This window comes from Pseudotabrizicola sp. L79 (genome assembly GCF_036553525.1).
In the GTDB taxonomy this organism is placed as follows: Bacteria; Pseudomonadota; Alphaproteobacteria; order Rhodobacterales; family Rhodobacteraceae; genus Pseudotabrizicola.
Genome location: NZ_JAZHDA010000045.1, coordinates 220,344 through 237,319 on the forward strand (window position 1 = coordinate 220,344; position 16,976 = coordinate 237,319).

Genomic DNA, 16,976 nt, shown 5'->3' on the forward strand with positions numbered 1-16,976 from the left:
CAGGCATCTGGTTTCTGACGTCGATTTGCCCAAGCCCAAAGCCACCGCCGCGCAGATCCGCCAAACAGGCAAGATCACGTCCCCCTGCTGCGGCACCACGCAACCAACCCACGCCCCGCACCACAGCGCCACACAGCCGATACGACAACGCCCTTTGCAGGTGTTCGGCAAGCTTCTGTTCTGAAAGATAAAAGTGGTGCCCAGAGCCGGAATCGAACCAGCGACACGCGGATTTTCAATCCGCTGCTCTACCAACTGAGCTATCTGGGCACCGTGGTCCTTGGGGCGCTACCCTTCGGATGGGCGGGTGATACGTCAGGTCGGCGGGGCTGTCCAGAGACTTTTTGCGGATTTTTCACTCAATTCCACGATCCTGTTCTCAAAGCCTGTTCCCGGCCTAGTGGCGCGTCTCATCCGCCTCGGGTGGGGCTTCGGACGTGTCGGCATCGGGTGCCTCTTGGGCGGGAATCACATAGCTTTCGGTCAGCCAGCGCCCCAGATCGATGTCGGCGCAGCGGCGAGAGCAGAAGGGCCGGTATTTCGGATCGCTGGCCTTGGCGCAGATCGGGCAGGTCATGCAAACAGCCCCTCGGCCAGATCCTCCAATGGCAGGCGGTCGCGGCGGCGCGTCAACTCATACAGCCCCAGATTGGTCCATCCGGCCAGATGGGCATCGCCCTCGGCCTTGAACGCGGCCTTGATCACCTGATCCAGCACCGCCCGATCTTTCTTGGACATCGGCGCGAAATCAACCACCACCTGCCCGCCCAGGCCCCGCAGCCGCAACTGGCGGCCCAGATCACGGGCAGCGGCGATGTTCACCTTCAGGCTGGCCGCAGGCGAGGTATCGGGGCCGGTGTTCACATCAACGGCCACCAGGGCACGCGTGGCCTCGATCATCATATGGCCGCCGCCGGACAAATCGACCCGCGGTTCCAGCAGGGCCGCGACCAGATCGTCCACGCCCAGATCGGCAAATCCGCCCGGTTCGGTGATCACCTCATCAGGGGCGGGGTCCAGCCAGTCGCGAAAGGCGATGTCATGGGCAACCGCCCCATCAACCAGCAGTTCCGCATCGCCGGTAACGTCGGCCAGCACCGCTTGGGCCAGGTCGCGCATCGCGGCAATGTCTTCGGCAATCGCATCGGGTTCGGCCTCGGCACAGGCCGAGCGCAAGATCAGCCCCAACCGTGCTTCGGCCCCTGCCATCGCCTCGGTTGCCAGGGCCGACAGATCGGCGCGCAGATCTTCATCCTTGATCCGGCGGCTGATGTTCAACCCCGGCGCATCCGGGGTGACAATCGCAAAGCGCGATTTGAACAGCAGGCGCGTGGTGACCGGAAAGGCCTTGCCCGCCTCGGCCGGGCCAGACACCTGCACCAACAGCCGCTGGCCCGGCGCGATGCCACTGACTTGGCGCAAAAAGCCGGTCTGGCCATCGGGCAGCTTGACGAAGATGCCCCCCTGCCCCTTCATCGGACGATCCGCAATGGCGCGAAAGATGGCGCCAGGCAGCACACGGTCGCCCTCGGGGTCGATCGACAGTTCGTGCAACTGCCCATCCACGATCAGCGCCGCACATTGGCGGTCGGCGATTTCGTCCAATATGACGACGCGGCCCTTCATGCTTGTCTCCAGACAGGCCAGCCCGCTGCCGTCAGCAGGGCGGCGGTTTCGGCCACGGGCAGGCCCATGATGCCACTGTAACTGCCCGAGATCCAAGGAATAAAGGCACCCGCAGCGCCCTGAATGCCATAGCCGCCAGCCTTGCCCTGCCAGTCACCGCTGGCCAGATAGCTGTTCAACTCAGCGTCCGACAGCCGCTTCATCTTGACCGCACTCACCGACTCGCGCGTCCACATCCGGTCGCCCCGGCGCAGGGCCACGGCGGTGATCACCTCATGGCGGCGACCGCCCAGCAGGGTCAGAAAGGCCGCGGCCTCGCCGGCATCGGCTGGCTTGCCCAGAATGCGGCGGCCCAGGGCAACGGTCGTATCGGCACACAGCACCAGATCATCCGGCCCGGCCGCCACCGCCAAAGCCTTTTCACGCGCCAGCCTTGCGCAATAGGGGCGCGGCTGTTCGCGGGGCTTGGGGTCTTCGTTGATGTCGGGGGGCAGAATGGCATCGGGCACAATGCCCAAGCCCGCCAGAAGTTCCTTTCTGCGCGGGCTTCCCGATCCGAGGATCAGTCTCACTTGAACCGATAGTTGATGCGGCCCTTCGACAGGTCGTAGGGCGTCATTTCCACCTGCACCTTGTCACCAGCCAGAACACGGATGCGGTTCTTGCGCATCTTGCCCGCCATCACCGCGATCAATTCATGGCCATTGTCGAGTTCGACCCTGAATGTCGCGTTTGGCAGGAGTTCCTTGACGACGCCGGGGAATTCGAGAATGTCTTCCTTGGCCATGTTCACTCCAAAATAGGGACAGGCCCGCGAGAACCGCAGGCCCTTGATGGGCGGCATATGCGCCTGTTATGGGCGATTTTCAAGCAATTTCTTGCCTGCCCCCCGCCGGAATGCGGCTTAGCCCCTGCCTGCAACGCGTTGGTGCTGTTCTGGCCAGTGCAGATGGTTCAGCACCCCGCCATCACGCCGCACCTCACGCACGGCGGCCAAGGATACCGGCGCCACGGCCCAGCCTGCCACGTTCATCGGGGTTTCGGCCAGAATGCCCGTGGGCGGAAAGCCCCGGTCGGGCGGGCCGTAAATCGCAGCCGATCCCCAGTTTTCATCAACCGCAGGGCAAAAGTCGCAGGCCCCCACCGTGGGCGCATGCGCCACGATGCACTGGTTTTCCAAGGCCCGCGCCATGCTGCCCACCCGCACGCGGGTAAACCCTGCCAGACTGTCGGTGCAAGACGGGGCCAGCAAGACCTCGGCCCCCTGATCAACCAGATGCCGCGCCAACAGCGGAAACTCGCTGTCATAGCAGATCACCACCCCGATCTTGCCCAGATCGGTGTCAAAAGGGGCCAGCCCCTGCCCGGCCACCACATCCCAGGTTTCACGCTCGAACCGGGTCATGATCTGCTTGTCCTGATGCCCGATCACGCCATCGGGGCCATACAGCACCGCGCGGTTCACCGGGCGCGCGCCATCAAAAAAGGGGGCACTGGCGCCAAGCAGGATCATGTCATGCCGCCGCGCCAGCTCAACATGCAGCGCATCCACCGCAGGCCAGTGCCGCGCCACCTCATGCAGCCCCCGTTCCAGATCGGCCGCCACCGCGCGCCCGCCCAAAGACGTCAGCTCCATCGCGCCATATTCGGGGAATACCGCCAACTTGGCCCCCCGTGCCGCCGCCCCTGCCACCCAAGAGCCGATCTTGGCGGCATAATCGTCAAACCGATCAAACCACGACAAATCATAGGCCGCTGCGGCCAGAACAAACCCGCTCATAATGCCCTCATCCAGAATTGCAGCGGCTTTTGGCTTTCATCGCCATCGCCCAGATCGCGCCAAGAGAAACTTGCCACCACACCCGGCAACTGGCGATAGCCGCGCTTTTCCCAAAACGCATGGTTCGACCGATAGGCCGCAGGCCGCGCCGGATGGTCATCGGGCCGCATCACCGAACAAAAGGCCACATGGCTGCGCCCCAAGGCCCGCGCATGATCTTCGCGCAGATCAAAAAAGCGGTGCCCGATGCCAAGGCTGCGATAATCGGGCAGCAAAACCGACTCGGCACAGTAAAAGATCTGGCCCAGATCAACACCCGTGGCGGCAAAGGGGGCGGCAAAATCGGCGGCATGGTCTTCCATCGGGGTGCCTGTCGCAGCCCCCACCAGCCGATCCCCCGCAAAGGCCCCCACCAGCACCGCACCCTGGCTGTTGCGATAGGTTTGCAGATAGTCGCGTTCGTAATCCAGATCGCCGTCGTAAAGATAAGGCCAATCGCGAAACACGGTGATGCGCAACCCCGCCACCGCATCCAGCGCCGCATCCAGATCGGCGCCGGTCAGCACCCGCACCGACAGGCCATCAGGCAGGGCGCGGGTCACGCCGAAACCTGCGCGATCCAGTCGTTCAGATTGTAAAAGGTGGTCACCCGCGCAATCTTGCCGTCTTTCAGCGCAAAGAACGACCCCGCCGGCAGAACATAGGCCTGTCCGCGGGCCTCGGGCAGGCCGGGGTCGGTTTGCAGATAGGTGCCATGCACCACGAATTCCGCCGCCCCCCGCGTGCCATCGGGGCTGACGAAAATCACCATATCCTTCAGCTCTTCGCGATAGCTGACGCCCATATGCCCGCAGAATTCAGCGAATTTTTCGCGCCCCCACCGGATGCCACCTTCATTCACCCGATGTTCGACATCATCGGTGATACAGGCCAGCATGCCCGCCGCATCGCCTGCGTTAAAGGCCGCGTAATAGGCGGCCAGGGTGGCACGGGCCGTTTCGGCGGCTGTGGTATCGGTCGGGGTTTGGGCGGTCATGGCAAGGCTCCTTCTGATCGTGGCCAGCTTAGCCAAGCCTGCGGCGGGGAAAAGGCCAGTTCCGCCTTTTGACAGGGCGAAAGCGGCCGCCCCGTGCCGTCAGCCTTCGGTCTGCTCGGTTGCCGGGCCAAAACGGGCCACCATCCGCGCAATGATCTGATCGCGCGCCTGCCGATAGGCGGCCAGCTTGGCCTCACGCGTTTCGCCCAAGCCGGTCGGATCAAGGATCGGCCAGTATTCGATCTCAAGATGATAATGGCGCGTCAATTCCAGCGCCATGCGCTGACTGGCGGGCGACAGGGCCACGATCAGGTCAAACTGACTCAGATCATCGCCCCATTCCTGCATCTCGTCAAAGCTGCGCGACCGATGCCGGGCAAGTTCTACCCCCACCTCGCGGCAGACGGCCACTGAAAAGCCATCCACCTCCATGTCATTCTTGACCCCGGCCGACTGGACATAGGCCCGCTGGCCATACATCTTCTTCATCAAGGCCTCGGCCATGGGCGAACGCACGGCATTATGGTCGCAGCAGAACAGAACCGACTGGGGAAATTCGCCCAAGCCCCTACCCCCAGTGCAACACGCAAATCAGCGTGAACAGGCGCCGCGCCGTATCCAGATCAACCTCGGCCTTGCCCTCCAGCCGTTCTTGCAACACCCGCGCACCTTCGTTGTGAATGCCACGCCGCGCCATGTCGATCGCCTCGATCTGGCTGGGGGGCAGGCGCTTGACCGCGTCGAAATAGCTTTCGCAGATCTGGAAGTAATCCTTCACCACCTGCCGGAACGGGCCAAGGCTCAGATGAAACTCGCCCACCTTGGTTTCATCCTCGGTCGCCACGTCAAAGACCAGCCGCCCCTCGCGGATGGCCAGCCCAAGGCGATAGGGGCCCGGGGCCACGGCCCGGCCATCCCGCGCGGGCAGGCCAAAGCTGTTTTCTTCCAGCAGATCAAAGATCGCCACCCGGCGCTCTTGCTCGATCTCGGGCGTGGGGCGGACCAGCCCTTTCTCGTCAATCTCGATATGGCAAATGCGGTTCGTCATGCTCGGGCCTTACTCGGTAACCCGCCCGTGATGCCCGACGATCCCCCGCAACGCAAGGGCGTAGTGGCGCGCGCTCAGCCATTCAGCCGATCCAGCCGTGCCCGCACACTCAGCCCATGTGCCTCCAGGCTTTCCGAGATTGCCAGCCGTTCAGCACTGGGGCCAATCGCCTTCAACGCCTCGGGCGTCATGCGGGCCATGGTGGTTTTCTTCATGAAATCCAACACATTCAGGCCGCTGGAGAACCGCGCCGACCGCGCCGTTGGCAACACATGGTTCGGCCCCCCGACATAATCGCCGATCGCCTCGGGCGTCCAGGGGCCAAGGAAAATCGCCCCCGCATGCGGGATGCGGGCCGCCAGCGCCTCGGCATCCTCGACCATGATCTCCAGATGCTCGGGCGCGATGCGATTGGCCAGATCCGCCGCCTGTTCCAGCGTCTTCACCACGATCACCGCGCCATTGTCGCGCCAGCTTGCGCCCGCAATCGCCCGCCGCTCCAGCGTCTCCAGCCGCTTGTCCACCGCTGCCGCCACGGCCTGCCCCAGGGCCGCATCGGTGGTGATCAAAATGGCCTGCGCACTTGCATCATGTTCGGCCTGGCTCAGCAAATCCAGCGCGATCCAGTCGGGGTCATTTCCGGCATCGGCAATCACCAACACCTCCGACGGCCCCGCGATCATGTCGATCCCCACACGGCCAAAAACCCGCCGCTTGGCTGCCGCCACAAAGGCATTGCCCGGCCCGGTGATCTTGTCCACCGGCTGCACCGTTGCCGTGCCATAGGCCAGCGCCGCAATCGCCTGCGCGCCGCCCATCCGATACACCACATCCACCCCGGCCAGTTCGGCCGCCAGCAAGACCAGCGGGTTCACCACACCATCCGGTGTCGGGCAAGCAATCACCAACCGCCCCACCCCCGCCACCTTGGCCGGAATCGCATTCATCAGCACACTTGACGGATAGCTGGCCGTGCCCCCGGGCACATACAGGCCCGCCGCCGAAACCGGCGTCCAGCGCCAGCCAAGGGTGGCCCCCGCCGCATCGGTCCAACTGGCATCCTCGGGGCGCTGCCGTTCATGATAGGCGCGGATCCGATCCGCCGCCAATTCCAGCGCGGCGCGGTCCTCGGGCGTGACCTTGGCCACTTCGGCCGCCATTTCAGCTGGCGAAAAGGCCAACCGCTCGGCCGTCAGGTCCAGCCGGTCAAACCGCGCGGTCAGGTCCAGCACCGCCGCATCGCCACGCGCGCGCACATCGGCAATGATCGCCGCGACCGTCTGATCCACATCCTCGGCCTCTTCGCGCTTCATCGACAACAGCGCGGCAAAACGGGCCTCGAAATCGGCATCACGGCAGGACAGGAACATGGGCATCTGGGGTCTCCCTTGGCGTTGCCACCCAACTAGCGCAGCCCACGCCCCCTCTCAAGCCGCCATTGGCTTATTCCGGTTCGGCGTTGCGGGCCGCCCAGACCTGCTGAAACGCCGGGCGGGCCTGACAAGCGGCCATCCAGCGTGCCACATTGGGGAACGGGGCCAACAGGGGCGCATAGGGCTGGCCATAGCGCAAACATTCCTCAACCATCACATCGGCCACGCTAAAGCGGTCCAAAAGCCAGTTACGGCCCTGCAAATGCGCCTCAAGCCGGGCCAGGGGCCGGGCCAGCTTTTGCGCTGCGATTTTCACAATGCCCTCGCCCGTCGGCGTCTCGGCCAGTTTGTCCCGATAGACATACAGGATTTCAATCGACAAAGGCTCGATCGCCGTGGCCGCGAACAGCGCCCAGTTTTCCATCAGGCTGGCTTCATCCGCCGAGGCAGGGCCCAGCGCGCCGCCGAATTTGCGCGCGATATGCAGGCAGATCGCCAGACTTTCGGTCAGCAACAGCGGCCCGTCGCGCAGCGCCGGCACTTGCCCGATGGGGTTGATGGCCAGAAAGGCCGGGGTGGCCGTGTTCAGCGGGGCCGTCGCCGCCAAGGGTTCGGCCAACCGATAGGCCTGCGTCACCGGCACATGGGTAAAGGGAATTTCGGCTTCGGCCAAGACCCACAAGGGGCGCAAGGCGCGGGATCGGTAAACGCCGTAAAGGGTCAACATGTCGGGCTCTCCTGCTCTGCCGCCATGCTAACGCGCCCTCTGGCCCCCGCAATGACAGATTGCACCGGGGGCCGGGAATTTCGGTCGGGTCTTTTCTTGGCCAGTCTGGTTTCGGCCACTCTGGTTCTGGCCTGCCGCTGCCCGCGCCCAGAACCGGGGCTTTTTCAACGCCCACAAAGGGCCATCTGCGCCAAAAAGCCGCTTTTGTTGACACCAATCAAAGCGCCGCCCCCCGTATCGGCGTAAAATGCCCCAACATCAGCAGAAAGGGGACCGCATGCAGGACAGCGCCACACCAACACCCGCCACACCAACAACCGCCACACCAACAACCACCTCGGCGCCCGCCATCGTAAACGCCACGACCGAGGCCGCGCCAGAGCCGATGGCTGGGCCCCTTGCGCCTGTCGCAAACGACGCCGACACCCCGGCCAAACCGCATGGCCCGCGCCAGTTCCCCGTGACCGATGCCAGCATCGCCCGCGTTTTTGAAAGCGGCCGCTACCCCTATGCCCGCCCGATGGCCCGCAAAGCCTACGAAGCAGAAAAGGCCAGATTGCAGGCCGAACTGTTGAAGGTGCAGATCTGGGCACAAGAAACCGGCCAGAAATTCGTGGTCCTGATGGAAGGCCGTGATGCCGCAGGCAAGGGCGGCACGATCAAACGCTTCATGGAGCATCTGAACCCCCGCTATGCGCGTGTGGTGGCCCTGACCAAACCCACCGAAACCGAGAAAGGCCAGTGGTTCTTTCAGCGCTATATCAACCACCTGCCCACAGCGGGCGAAATGGTGTTCTACGACCGCAGTTGGTACAACCGCGCCGGGGTGGAACGGGTGATGGGCTTTTGCTCACCCTCGGAATATCTTGAATTCATGCGTGAAGTGCCGGAACTGGAACGCATGCTGGTGCGCTCGGGCATCCGGCTTTACAAATACTGGTTCTCGGTGACCCGTGACGAACAGGCCTCCCGTTTCAAATCGCGCGAAACCGACCCGCTGAAAATGTGGAAGCTTTCGCCCATCGACAAGGCCAGCCTGGACAAATGGGATGACTATACCGAGGCGAAAGAGGCGATGTTCTTTTACACCGACACCGCCGATGCGCCTTGGACCATTGTCAAATCGAATGACAAGAAACGCGCTCGCCTGAACTGCATGCGGCATTTCCTGTCGACCATCGACTATCCGGGCAAGGACAAGGCCGTGATCGGCGAGGTTGATCCCCTGATCGTCGGCCATGCAGCACAGGTGATCGGCGGGGCGGGTCATATCCTCGACACCGCCCAACATCCGGTTCTGCGCAAGACCTGATGACTTCGGGGCGGCGCGCGAAACCTTGCCCGCCCCAACCATCGGTGGCGATGGCCCTCTGGCCTTCGCCCGGCCTTGTGCCTAAGGTCGCGCATCCCTTTTGCCTTGGGCCAAGCCATGCCGTACCCCTGCCTTTCCGCCGCAGCCCTTGCCACCCTGACCTGCCTTGTCGCCCCCGGCGCGGCACTGGCGCATCCACATATCTTTATCGACACCTCGATCGAGGTCGTGTTCACCCCAACAGGTCAGGCCGGCGGCTTTCGCATCACCTGGGCCTATGACGATCTCTATTCGCTGGCCTATCTGGCCGAAAACGGCTTTGATCCCGATTTCGACGGCACCCTGACCGAGGAAGAACTGGCACGGCTGCAAGGCTTTGACATGGAATGGGACGCAGGCTTTCTAGGCGACAGCTATGCCTTTCTGGGCAAGACACCGCTGCCCCTGACCGGCCCGACCGAAACCACCGCCGGCTATCAAGACGGGCGCCTGATCAGCACCCATCTTCGCCCGCTTGCAGCCCCTGTCGATCTGGCGGGCAACGATCTGGTGCTGCGCGTCTATGACCCGTCTTTCTACACCGCCTATACCATCGCGGCCCAACCGGTGCTGACAGGCCGCGCCGATTGTCAGGCGCAGGTGTTCGAACCCGACCGCGAGAATGCCGACGCCCGCCTGCAAGCCGCCATCGCCGAACTGGCTGGCACCGCCGAGGCCGAGGGCGAATTCCCCGCCATCGGCGATGCCTATGCCGAAGAAATGGTGGTCACATGCCCCGCAGCCTGATGCTGGCCGCCTTTGGCCTTGTGCTGGCCCTTGGCCTGATCTGGATGACGCAGGCGCTGAACCCGCTGGCCGATTGGGCCGCCACCCAGCAACGTGCCGTGCAAGACAGCCTTGCCGCCGCAGTGCGCGCGATCAAGGCCGGGCATCCCGGCGCTTGGGGCACATTGCTGACCGTATGCTTTTCCTATGGCTTTTTCCACGCCATCGGCCCCGGACATGGCAAGGCAGTGATCGGCGCTTATGGCATCGCCCAGCGCGTGCCTTTGCGGCGGCTGGCGGGCCTTGCCCTTGCCTCGTCTCTGGCGCAATCGGCCGTGGCCGTGGTGCTGGTGGCAGGCGGGGCGGCCCTGCTGGGCTGGACCCGCCCGGAAATGGAAGACATCGCCGAAACCGCCATGCTGCCGCTGTCTTACGCCCTTGTCGCCGGGCTGGGGCTTTGGCTGTTGTGGCGGGGCGCCCGCAGGCTGGCCAGGCCCGGCGCAGCGCCCCCCGCCCACAACCACACCCATGACCACCCGCATCCCCACAGCGCCACTTGCGGCTGCGGCCATGCCCATGGCCCAACCCCCGCTCAGGCCGCACAAGTACACAGCCTGCGCGACGCCGCTTTGGTGATCAGCGCCATCGCCCTGCGTCCCTGCTCGGGGGCGCTGTTCCTGCTGGTGCTGACCTTTGCCCTTGGCATCGGGGCGGCAGGCATTGCGGGCACCTTTGCCATGGGCCTTGGAACCGCGGCAATCACCCTTGCCGTGGCCATCGGCACCACCACGATCCGAGAGGGCAGTCTGGCCGCCCTGCCCGCCGCCGCCATCGCCCGCACCCTGCCATGGGTCGAGCTGATCGCAGGTGCCATCATCGCGGCGCTGTCACTGCACATGCTGTCTGCTGCGCTCTAGGCTTGCGATGCCTGACGGGCGCGGCTAAGGCTGGCCCATGACCACAACCTCCGCCCCTCTGGCGGCGCTGCCCGCAACGGGCCATGCCCGCGCCATCCTGACGCTTGGCCTGCCGCTGATCGGCAGCCAACTGGCGCAATTTGGCCTGCATGTCACCGATACGATCATGCTGGGCTGGTATGGCATTCTGCCGCTGGCGGCAGGGGTGATCGGGTCATCCAGCTTTTTCGTAATCTTCATCCTTGGCTCGGGCTTTGCCAAGGCGGTCATGCCCATGGTCGCCAATGCCGAGGCGCGTGGCGACGAAGTGCAGGTGCGCCGCGTGGCGCGCATGGGGCTGTGGCTGTCCATCCTGTTCGGCATCCTGTGCTATCCGCTGTTCTGGTGGTCAGAACCCATCCTGCTGGCACTTGGCCAGAAACCCGATGTGGCGGCCTTGGCGCAAGATTACCTGCGCTTTGTCGGGCTTGGCATGATCCCCGCGCTGATGGTGATGGTGCTGAAAGGCTACCTTGCCGCGCTCGAGCGCACACAGGTGCAGCTTTGGGTCACGCTGGCCGCCGTGCCGCTGAACATCGCGCTGAACTGGATGCTGATCTTCGGCAACTGGGGCGCGCCCGAACTGGGGGTGCTTGGGTCGGCCCTTGCCACATTGATCGTGCAGGTGGCGTCGCTGCTGGCCCTGTGCCTTTATGCCGCCCTGCTGCCTGCCTTGCGCAAATACCAACTGTTCATCCGCTTTTGGCGGCCCGACTGGCCCGGTTTTGTCGCCGTGTTCCGACTGGGCACACCGATGGGCCTGACGGGCCTTGCCGAAAGTGGCCTGTTTCAGGCCAGCGCGCTGATGATGGGCTGGATCGGCACGGTCGAGCTGGCCGCCCATGGCATTGCGCTTGAAATCACGGCGCTGACCTTCATGGTGCATGTCGGGCTTGCCAATGCCATCACCGTGCGCACCGGCCGCTTTCACGGCGCAGGCAATCTGCCAGATCTGCGGCTGGGGGCCAAGGTCGCCATCGGCCTGTCGCTGGTCTTTGCCGGGCTGACCGTCGTGGTCTTTCTGACGCTGCCCACCCCGATGATCTCGGTGTTCATCGACCCCGCCTCGCCCGAGCGGATGACGATCATCGCCATCGGCACCACCCTGCTGGCCTGTGCGGCGCTGTTCCAACTGGCCGATTCCATGCAGGTGCTGGCCCTTGGCATGCTGGCGGGTGTGCAAGATACCAAAGTTCCGATGGTTCTGGCCTCGGTCAGCTATTGGCTGATCGGCATCCCGGCCAGTTACATTCTGGCCTTCCCCTTGGGCTTTGGCGCGGTCGGGCTGTGGCTTGGCCTTGTGATCGGCCTTGCCACCGCCGCCGCCAGCCTGATGGCCCGGTTCTGGCTGCGGGTTTCGCGGGCCTGACGCAGGCTAGGTCGTGCCATAGCCCGGCACATAGGCCCGCCAGTCGTGCTGATCGACAAAACCCAGCATCCGGCGCGCCTTTTCATTCGACATCAGGCTTTCCCATGGCGCCAGATTGCGCGTCACCGGCACCTTGGGGAAATAGCGCGCCAACAGCGTCTCATTGGGCAGGTTCATGCCATTGGTCGAATTGCAGGCATTGAACACCTGAAACCCCAACCCATCCTTTTTCAGGCACAGATCCACAATCTGCCCCAGATCGCGCGCATCAACATAGTTGAACGCATTTCTGCGCCGCAATTCAGGATCGGCGAAATAACCGGGGAAGTTCTGCGCATATTCATGCGGCTCTACCACATTGCCAATCCGCAACGCGTAAACATCGGCGCCTGATCGGCGGGCAAAGCTGCGCGCCGTCACCTCATTCACCTTCTTGCTGGTGCCATAGGTGTCCATCGGGTCGATGTCATAGTCTTCGGTCAACGGAAACTGATGCGGGTCGGCCCGGCCATCGGCAAAGCAAAAGCCATAGGTCGTCTCGCTTGAGGCCACCACGATCTTGGTGATGCCCATCTTCACCGCCGCCTCGATCACATTGTAGGTGCCCACCACATTCACCCGCCACGTCTCGGTATCGGGGCACATCAGCATCCGCGGCACGGCGGCGAAATGCACCACCGCATCAAAGGCCCGCGCGCCCTGCCCGGTTTCCAGCTCGTCATAGCCCGCATGGCCGTTCAGCGCCGAATAGACCTGCCCCGCATCGGTGATGTCACCCAGCAGATCATGGCAGCCCGCCGCCCCCAAAGGCACCTTGTCGAAATTCAGCACCCGATGCCCCTGCCCCAGCAGATAGGGGATCACATGCTTGCCAGCCTTGCCCGACCCGCCCGTAAAGAAAACCCGCATCGCTTACCTCCCTTGCCCTGCCGCAAACCTAGGCCGCACCGCGTGGCCCGGCAATGCCCCAACATCTTGCGGCAGCCGACCTTGCATCCACAGGCGCAAGGGTGATCTAATGCGCGCAACCCAAAGACCGAAAAGAATCCGAGCATCCCATGGCCAATGACCTCCTCTCCGGCGCCCCCGCCACCTATGACGCCAGCAGCATCGAAGTGCTCGAGGGGCTGGAACCCGTGCGCAAACGCCCCGGCATGTATATCGGCGGCACCGATGAACGCGCGCTGCACCACATGGTCGCCGAAATCCTGGACAACGCGATGGATGAGGCCGTGGCCGGCCATGCCACCCGGATCGAGGTGGAACTGCACACCGGCAACACCATCACCATCCGCGACAATGGCCGCGGCATCCCCGTCGATCCGCATCCGAAATTCCCCGGCAAATCCGCGCTCGAGGTCATCCTCTGCACCCTGCACGCAGGCGGCAAATTCGGCGGCGACGCCTATGCCACCTCGGGCGGCTTGCACGGCGTGGGTGCCAGCGTCGTCAACGCGCTGTCTGATCTGATGCGCGTCGAAGTGGCCCGCAACCGCGAACTTTTCGTGCAGGAATTTTCCCGCGGCATCCCCAAGGGCCCCGTCACCAAGGCCGGGCCCGCCCCCAACCGCCGCGGCACCACCGTCACCTTCCACCCCGACCCCGAGATTTTCGGCCAACAAACGCTGAAACCCGCGCGCCTGCTGAAAATGGCGCGCTCCAAGGCCTATCTGTTCTCGGGCGTCGAAATCCGCTGGAAATCGGCCATCCCCGATGGCGACACGCCGATGGAGGCCACGTTCCACTTCCCCGGCGGCCTTGCCGATTACCTGACCGAGGCGCTGGAAAAAGCCACCACCTATGCCGACCGCCCCTTTGCGGGCAAGGTCAGCTTTGTCGAAAAGTTCAACGTGCCCGGCAGCGTGGAATGGGCGATCAACTGGACGCCCTCGCGCGACGGCTTTATCCAATCCTATTGCAACACCGTGCCCACCCCCGAGGGCGGCACCCACGAATCCGGCTTTTGGGCGGCGGTGCTGAAAGGCATCCGCGCCTATGGTGAACGGGTCAAGAACCGCAAGGCCGACCAGATCACCCGCGATGATCTGTTGGCGGGGGGCTGCGCGCTGGTGTCGTGCTTTATCCGCGAACCGCAGTTCGTGGGCCAGACCAAAGACCGCCTCGCCACGGAAGAGGCCGCAAAATGGGTCGAAAACGCCGTGCGCGACCATTTCGACACCTGGCTGGCGGCCGATCCCAAATCTGCCGGGGCCATCCTCGATTTCCTGGTGCTGCGCGCCGAAGAACGCCTGCGCCGCCGTCAGGAAAAGGAAACCGCCCGCAAATCGGCCACCAAGAAACTGCGCCTGCCCGGCAAGCTGACCGATTGCACCGCGAAAAACCGCGAAGGCACTGAATTGTTCATCGTCGAGGGCGACAGCGCCGGCGGCAGCGCCAAGGGCGCACGGTCGCGCGAAACCCAGGCGCTGTTGCCGCTGAAAGGCAAGATCCTGAACGTGCTGGGGGCGGCCAGCAACAAGCTGAACGACAATTCCGAAATCCGCGACATCTGCGAGGCCCTTGGCGTGGGCATGGGCAGCAAGTTCAACCTTGATGACCTGCGCTATGACAAGATCATCATCATGACCGATGCCGATGTTGATGGCGCCCATATCGCCAGCCTGTTGATGACCTTTTTCTTCACCCAGATGCGCCCCCTGATCGACAAGGGCCATCTCTACCTCGCCTGCCCGCCGCTTTATCGCCTGACCCAAGGGCCCAAACGGCTTTATGTAGCGTCAGATGCCGAAAAGGAGCTTTGGATGGCCAAAGGTCTGGGCGGCAAGGGCAAGATCGACGTCCAGCGCTTCAAGGGCCTTGGCGAGATGGATGCCAAAGACCTGAAAGACACCACAATGAACCCCGCCACGCGGAAACTGATCCGCGTCAGCATTGATGAAGATGAGCCGGGCGATACTTCTGATCTGGTCGAACGCCTGATGGGGAAAAAGCCGGAACTGCGCTTCCAGTATATTCAGGAGAATGCGCGGTTTGTGGAGGAGTTGGATGTGTGAGGTAGCTTTTGATTAGCAAGATTGAAGGTCTTTTACCTAATCTATCGGGCGGCCTTGTCACTAAGGTTCTTGCTATAGAGTTATATTTTCTACTTACAGCGTCGAAATCACCAATCTATTTTACCTTGACTGATTTTCTGGACTCTCACTCGATAGAGCTTCTTTACATTTCAGTGACGATGTTTCTACTCGCACCTTGGATTATACCTTTAGCAATCGCCACGTATATCGTAGTCGGGGGCATACCAGCCTGGATTGGACGGAAAGCCGTGGGGGTTTTTAAATCAGGGGGCATACCAGTTTTCCGAATACTGCAAGATAGAAATCGAGAGAAGTCTGTTAGTCTATATATCGCAAAGGACTATGCTTTCAGAAACGATCTTTCTGAACTTGGCCAGAGAATCTCCGATTATGAAGGCAGGCATAGCAAAGCGATGGAAGGAGAAGCGATTGCCACCACAAACTTCTTGCTTCTTGTGGCAATCGTTCTTGTTAGCAGCCAAGTTGCACCGAACTTTCTTATGAAGGTGACACAGGTTTTGGACCCCTACACTGGCGGCAAAGCGTATGCGATTGTCGTAACTTTGCTCATGATACAGGGTATTGTCGGAAGGATCTCTGGATTTCATCTACTGAGGGACTCAGGTAGCCTTGGACCTGAATTCTTTCGGAATGAAAGCGAGCGTTCTGACGCAGCAAACTGGGTTAACTCGATGGTAGAGGGAAACCAACCCTACTTGCTTGAATGGCTTCAGCGAAATCGCTGAGGCAACGTTCAACATGCAAGACGGCGTTCGAATACACCAAACTTCGCCCCGTCAGATTTGCCCAAAGCAAATCTGACCGCGCCCGAACCGCCCCCACGGGGCGGGCGCGACGATGGTCGCACCCCAAGGGCCCCGTCGGTTCGGGCGCGGTCAGCTTTGCACCCCATCGGCAGGCTGTGGCATCGGGGGTGGAAAAGAGGTCTGCGGCATCGACAGCCCGGCCCTCCGCTTGCGCTCCGGGCGTTCGGGGCTGATCGACGAGGATCAGAAAACGATCCGGGGGATCGTTTTCCCGAGGAGGGGTCCACTGGACTGTTTTCGCGGGCCTGTGGCCCGCCGCCCCTCACCCCCTTGCCTTCCCAACGCCAAACCGCCATCGTCGCCGCACAGGCTCCGACCTCCGCAGCGATGCGCGCCGCCCCTGATGCCCCCGTTCCCGGGGCAGCGATCCCCCCGGCATGGGCCGGGCGGAAACACGGCACAAGGAACCGACCATGTCCAAGGAAAAGAGCAAAGGCAACAAAGAGGCCAAGAAGCCGAAAAAGGTTGTGCCCAAGGTGCTGGCCACGGCCAATGCCGGGCTTGCCAAAGATGGCACCACCATCGCCGGAAAGAAGATCAAATAGCACCACACAGGTCTTGGGGCCCGTGTCACGGATGTGACCACGGATGCACCACGGCCGTGATACGGGAAAACCACGCAAAACCCACGGTCGTTCGTGGCTTTTGCGGCCCTATTTGGCTTGCAGCGTTTTCAGATGCTCGGCGATCTGCACCAACCGCAGGGGGGTGGGCGTCATGATCCCGTCACCGCCATCATAGGGCACCAATTCGCTGTCCAAAAGCGGGCCGAAATTCGGCATCACCGCCGCGCCAGACTTGCCCCCCGTATAGCCCCAGATCTTGGCCATCACCTCGGTGGTCGGAAATTTGCCGTTATTCAAGGCACTTAGCTGCGTCAGATCGGCAGGCCGTTGCGCCAAGGTGGTGGCGATGCCGCCATCGCCCTTGCCGCTTGTGCCGTGGCAGGCGCTGCAATAATCGGCGAAATCTTCGGCGCCCGAGGGCACTTTCTCGGCCCCCAACATACAGGCGCCAAGGCCAACCATGGCGATCACCGGAAGAATACGAAGCGGGGTCATGGTGCCCTCTTTTCTGACTGCTGCCCCAAAGGTCGCACGCCCATCCCCGCCGCGCAACCCC

The 16,976-nt window shown here is 62.9% G+C and carries 20 protein-coding genes and 1 tRNA gene; 7 read left to right on the top strand and 14 right to left on the bottom strand.

Annotated elements, in window-relative coordinates; all coding sequences use genetic code 11:
- Positions 1-194: 194 nt before the first annotated feature.
- From V3C85_RS06945 to V3C85_RS07000, 12 genes are all read right to left on the bottom strand, one after another.
- Positions 195-270, bottom strand: a tRNA-Phe gene (locus V3C85_RS06945).
- A gap of 127 nt (positions 271-397) precedes the next feature.
- Positions 398-577 carry a DNA gyrase inhibitor YacG gene (locus tag V3C85_RS06950; RefSeq protein ID WP_331794362.1) on the bottom strand — a complete coding sequence of 60 codons (180 nt, stop codon included), beginning with the start codon at positions 575-577 and terminating at the stop codon, positions 398-400.
- Entirely contained in the window at positions 574-1,626 is a 1,053-nt protein-coding gene (locus V3C85_RS06955) for a ribonuclease E/G (protein ID WP_331794363.1), read from the bottom strand. Before V3C85_RS06955 ends, V3C85_RS06950 begins: the two co-directional genes overlap by 4 nt.
- Positions 1,623-2,198, bottom strand: coding sequence for a Maf family protein (locus V3C85_RS06960; RefSeq protein WP_331794364.1), 576 nt, complete (start codon positions 2,196-2,198; stop codon positions 1,623-1,625). Before V3C85_RS06960 ends, V3C85_RS06955 begins: the two co-directional genes overlap by 4 nt.
- On the bottom strand, positions 2,195-2,413 hold the full coding sequence (gene infA, locus V3C85_RS06965) for a translation initiation factor IF-1 (protein ID WP_108434436.1): 219 nt from the start codon (positions 2,411-2,413) through the stop codon (positions 2,195-2,197). The genes V3C85_RS06960 and infA overlap by 4 nt, the downstream gene beginning before the upstream one ends.
- Before the next feature lie 117 nt (positions 2,414-2,530).
- The gene (locus V3C85_RS06970; RefSeq protein ID WP_331794365.1) at positions 2,531-3,406 is read right to left on the bottom strand and encodes a carbon-nitrogen hydrolase family protein; all 876 of its coding nucleotides are present in this window, start codon (positions 3,404-3,406) and stop codon (positions 2,531-2,533) included.
- The gene (locus V3C85_RS06975; protein WP_331794622.1) at positions 3,403-3,984 is read right to left on the bottom strand and encodes a GNAT family N-acetyltransferase; all 582 of its coding nucleotides are present in this window, start codon (positions 3,982-3,984) and stop codon (positions 3,403-3,405) included. Before V3C85_RS06975 ends, V3C85_RS06970 begins: the two co-directional genes overlap by 4 nt.
- A 20-nt stretch (positions 3,985-4,004) precedes the next feature.
- The gene (locus V3C85_RS06980; protein ID WP_331794366.1) at positions 4,005-4,442 is read right to left on the bottom strand and encodes a ketosteroid isomerase-related protein; all 438 of its coding nucleotides are present in this window, start codon (positions 4,440-4,442) and stop codon (positions 4,005-4,007) included.
- A 99-nt stretch (positions 4,443-4,541) separates the two neighbouring features.
- Positions 4,542-5,006: an arsenate-mycothiol transferase ArsC gene (locus V3C85_RS06985; protein ID WP_331794367.1), complete on the bottom strand. Its 465-nt coding sequence runs from the start codon at positions 5,004-5,006 to the stop codon at positions 4,542-4,544.
- 4 nt (positions 5,007-5,010) lie between these two features.
- Positions 5,011-5,490 carry a UPF0262 family protein gene (locus V3C85_RS06990; protein WP_331794368.1) on the bottom strand — a complete coding sequence of 160 codons (480 nt, stop codon included), beginning with the start codon at positions 5,488-5,490 and terminating at the stop codon, positions 5,011-5,013.
- A gap of 74 nt (positions 5,491-5,564) precedes the next feature.
- Positions 5,565-6,866 carry a histidinol dehydrogenase gene (hisD, locus tag V3C85_RS06995; RefSeq protein ID WP_331794369.1) on the bottom strand — a complete coding sequence of 434 codons (1,302 nt, stop codon included), beginning with the start codon at positions 6,864-6,866 and terminating at the stop codon, positions 5,565-5,567.
- Between the two features lie 67 nt (positions 6,867-6,933).
- Positions 6,934-7,590, bottom strand: a complete 657-nt coding sequence (locus tag V3C85_RS07000; RefSeq protein WP_331794370.1) for a glutathione S-transferase family protein — start codon at positions 7,588-7,590, stop codon at positions 6,934-6,936.
- 385 nt (positions 7,591-7,975) lie between these two features.
- Here V3C85_RS07000 and ppk2 point away from each other — a divergent pair, with 385 nt between their 5' ends.
- The 4 genes from ppk2 to V3C85_RS07020 all read left to right on the top strand — a co-directional run bounded on the left by ppk2 (position 7,976) and on the right by V3C85_RS07020 (position 11,992).
- Positions 7,976-8,902: a polyphosphate kinase 2 gene (gene ppk2, locus V3C85_RS07005; protein WP_331794623.1), complete on the top strand. Its 927-nt coding sequence runs from the start codon at positions 7,976-7,978 to the stop codon at positions 8,900-8,902.
- Positions 8,903-9,019: 117 nt separating this feature from the next.
- Entirely contained in the window at positions 9,020-9,688 is a 669-nt protein-coding gene (locus V3C85_RS07010; RefSeq protein WP_331794371.1) for a DUF1007 family protein, read from the top strand.
- Positions 9,673-10,584 carry a nickel/cobalt transporter gene (locus V3C85_RS07015; protein ID WP_331794372.1) on the top strand — a complete coding sequence of 304 codons (912 nt, stop codon included), beginning with the start codon at positions 9,673-9,675 and terminating at the stop codon, positions 10,582-10,584. Before V3C85_RS07010 ends, V3C85_RS07015 begins: the two co-directional genes overlap by 16 nt.
- Positions 10,585-10,621: 37 nt before the next feature.
- Positions 10,622-11,992 carry an MATE family efflux transporter gene (locus V3C85_RS07020; protein ID WP_331794373.1) on the top strand — a complete coding sequence of 457 codons (1,371 nt, stop codon included), beginning with the start codon at positions 10,622-10,624 and terminating at the stop codon, positions 11,990-11,992.
- A 6-nt stretch (positions 11,993-11,998) separates the two neighbouring features.
- Here V3C85_RS07020 and V3C85_RS07025 read toward each other — a convergent pair whose 3' ends face one another.
- Entirely contained in the window at positions 11,999-12,901 is a 903-nt protein-coding gene (locus V3C85_RS07025) for an NAD-dependent epimerase/dehydratase family protein (RefSeq protein WP_331794374.1), read from the bottom strand.
- Positions 12,902-13,050: 149 nt separating this feature from the next.
- Here V3C85_RS07025 and parE point away from each other — a divergent pair, with 149 nt between their 5' ends.
- The 3 genes from parE (at position 13,051) to V3C85_RS07040 (ending at position 16,399) form a co-directional block, all read left to right on the top strand.
- Positions 13,051-15,006: a DNA topoisomerase IV subunit B gene (gene parE / locus V3C85_RS07030; RefSeq protein WP_331794375.1), complete on the top strand. Its 1,956-nt coding sequence runs from the start codon at positions 13,051-13,053 to the stop codon at positions 15,004-15,006.
- An 8-nt stretch (positions 15,007-15,014) separates the two neighbouring features.
- The gene (locus V3C85_RS07035) at positions 15,015-15,773 is read left to right on the top strand and encodes a hypothetical protein (RefSeq protein ID WP_331794376.1); all 759 of its coding nucleotides are present in this window, start codon (positions 15,015-15,017) and stop codon (positions 15,771-15,773) included.
- 494 nt (positions 15,774-16,267) lie between these two features.
- The gene (locus tag V3C85_RS07040) at positions 16,268-16,399 is read left to right on the top strand and encodes a hypothetical protein (protein WP_331794377.1); all 132 of its coding nucleotides are present in this window, start codon (positions 16,268-16,270) and stop codon (positions 16,397-16,399) included.
- Positions 16,400-16,507: 108 nt separating this feature from the next.
- On the opposite strand, the gene V3C85_RS07045 is transcribed toward V3C85_RS07040, so the two are convergent.
- Complete coding sequence (locus V3C85_RS07045; RefSeq protein WP_331794378.1) at positions 16,508-16,915, bottom strand: c-type cytochrome; 408 nt, start codon at positions 16,913-16,915, stop codon at positions 16,508-16,510.
- Between the last annotated feature and the right edge of the window lie 61 nt (positions 16,916-16,976).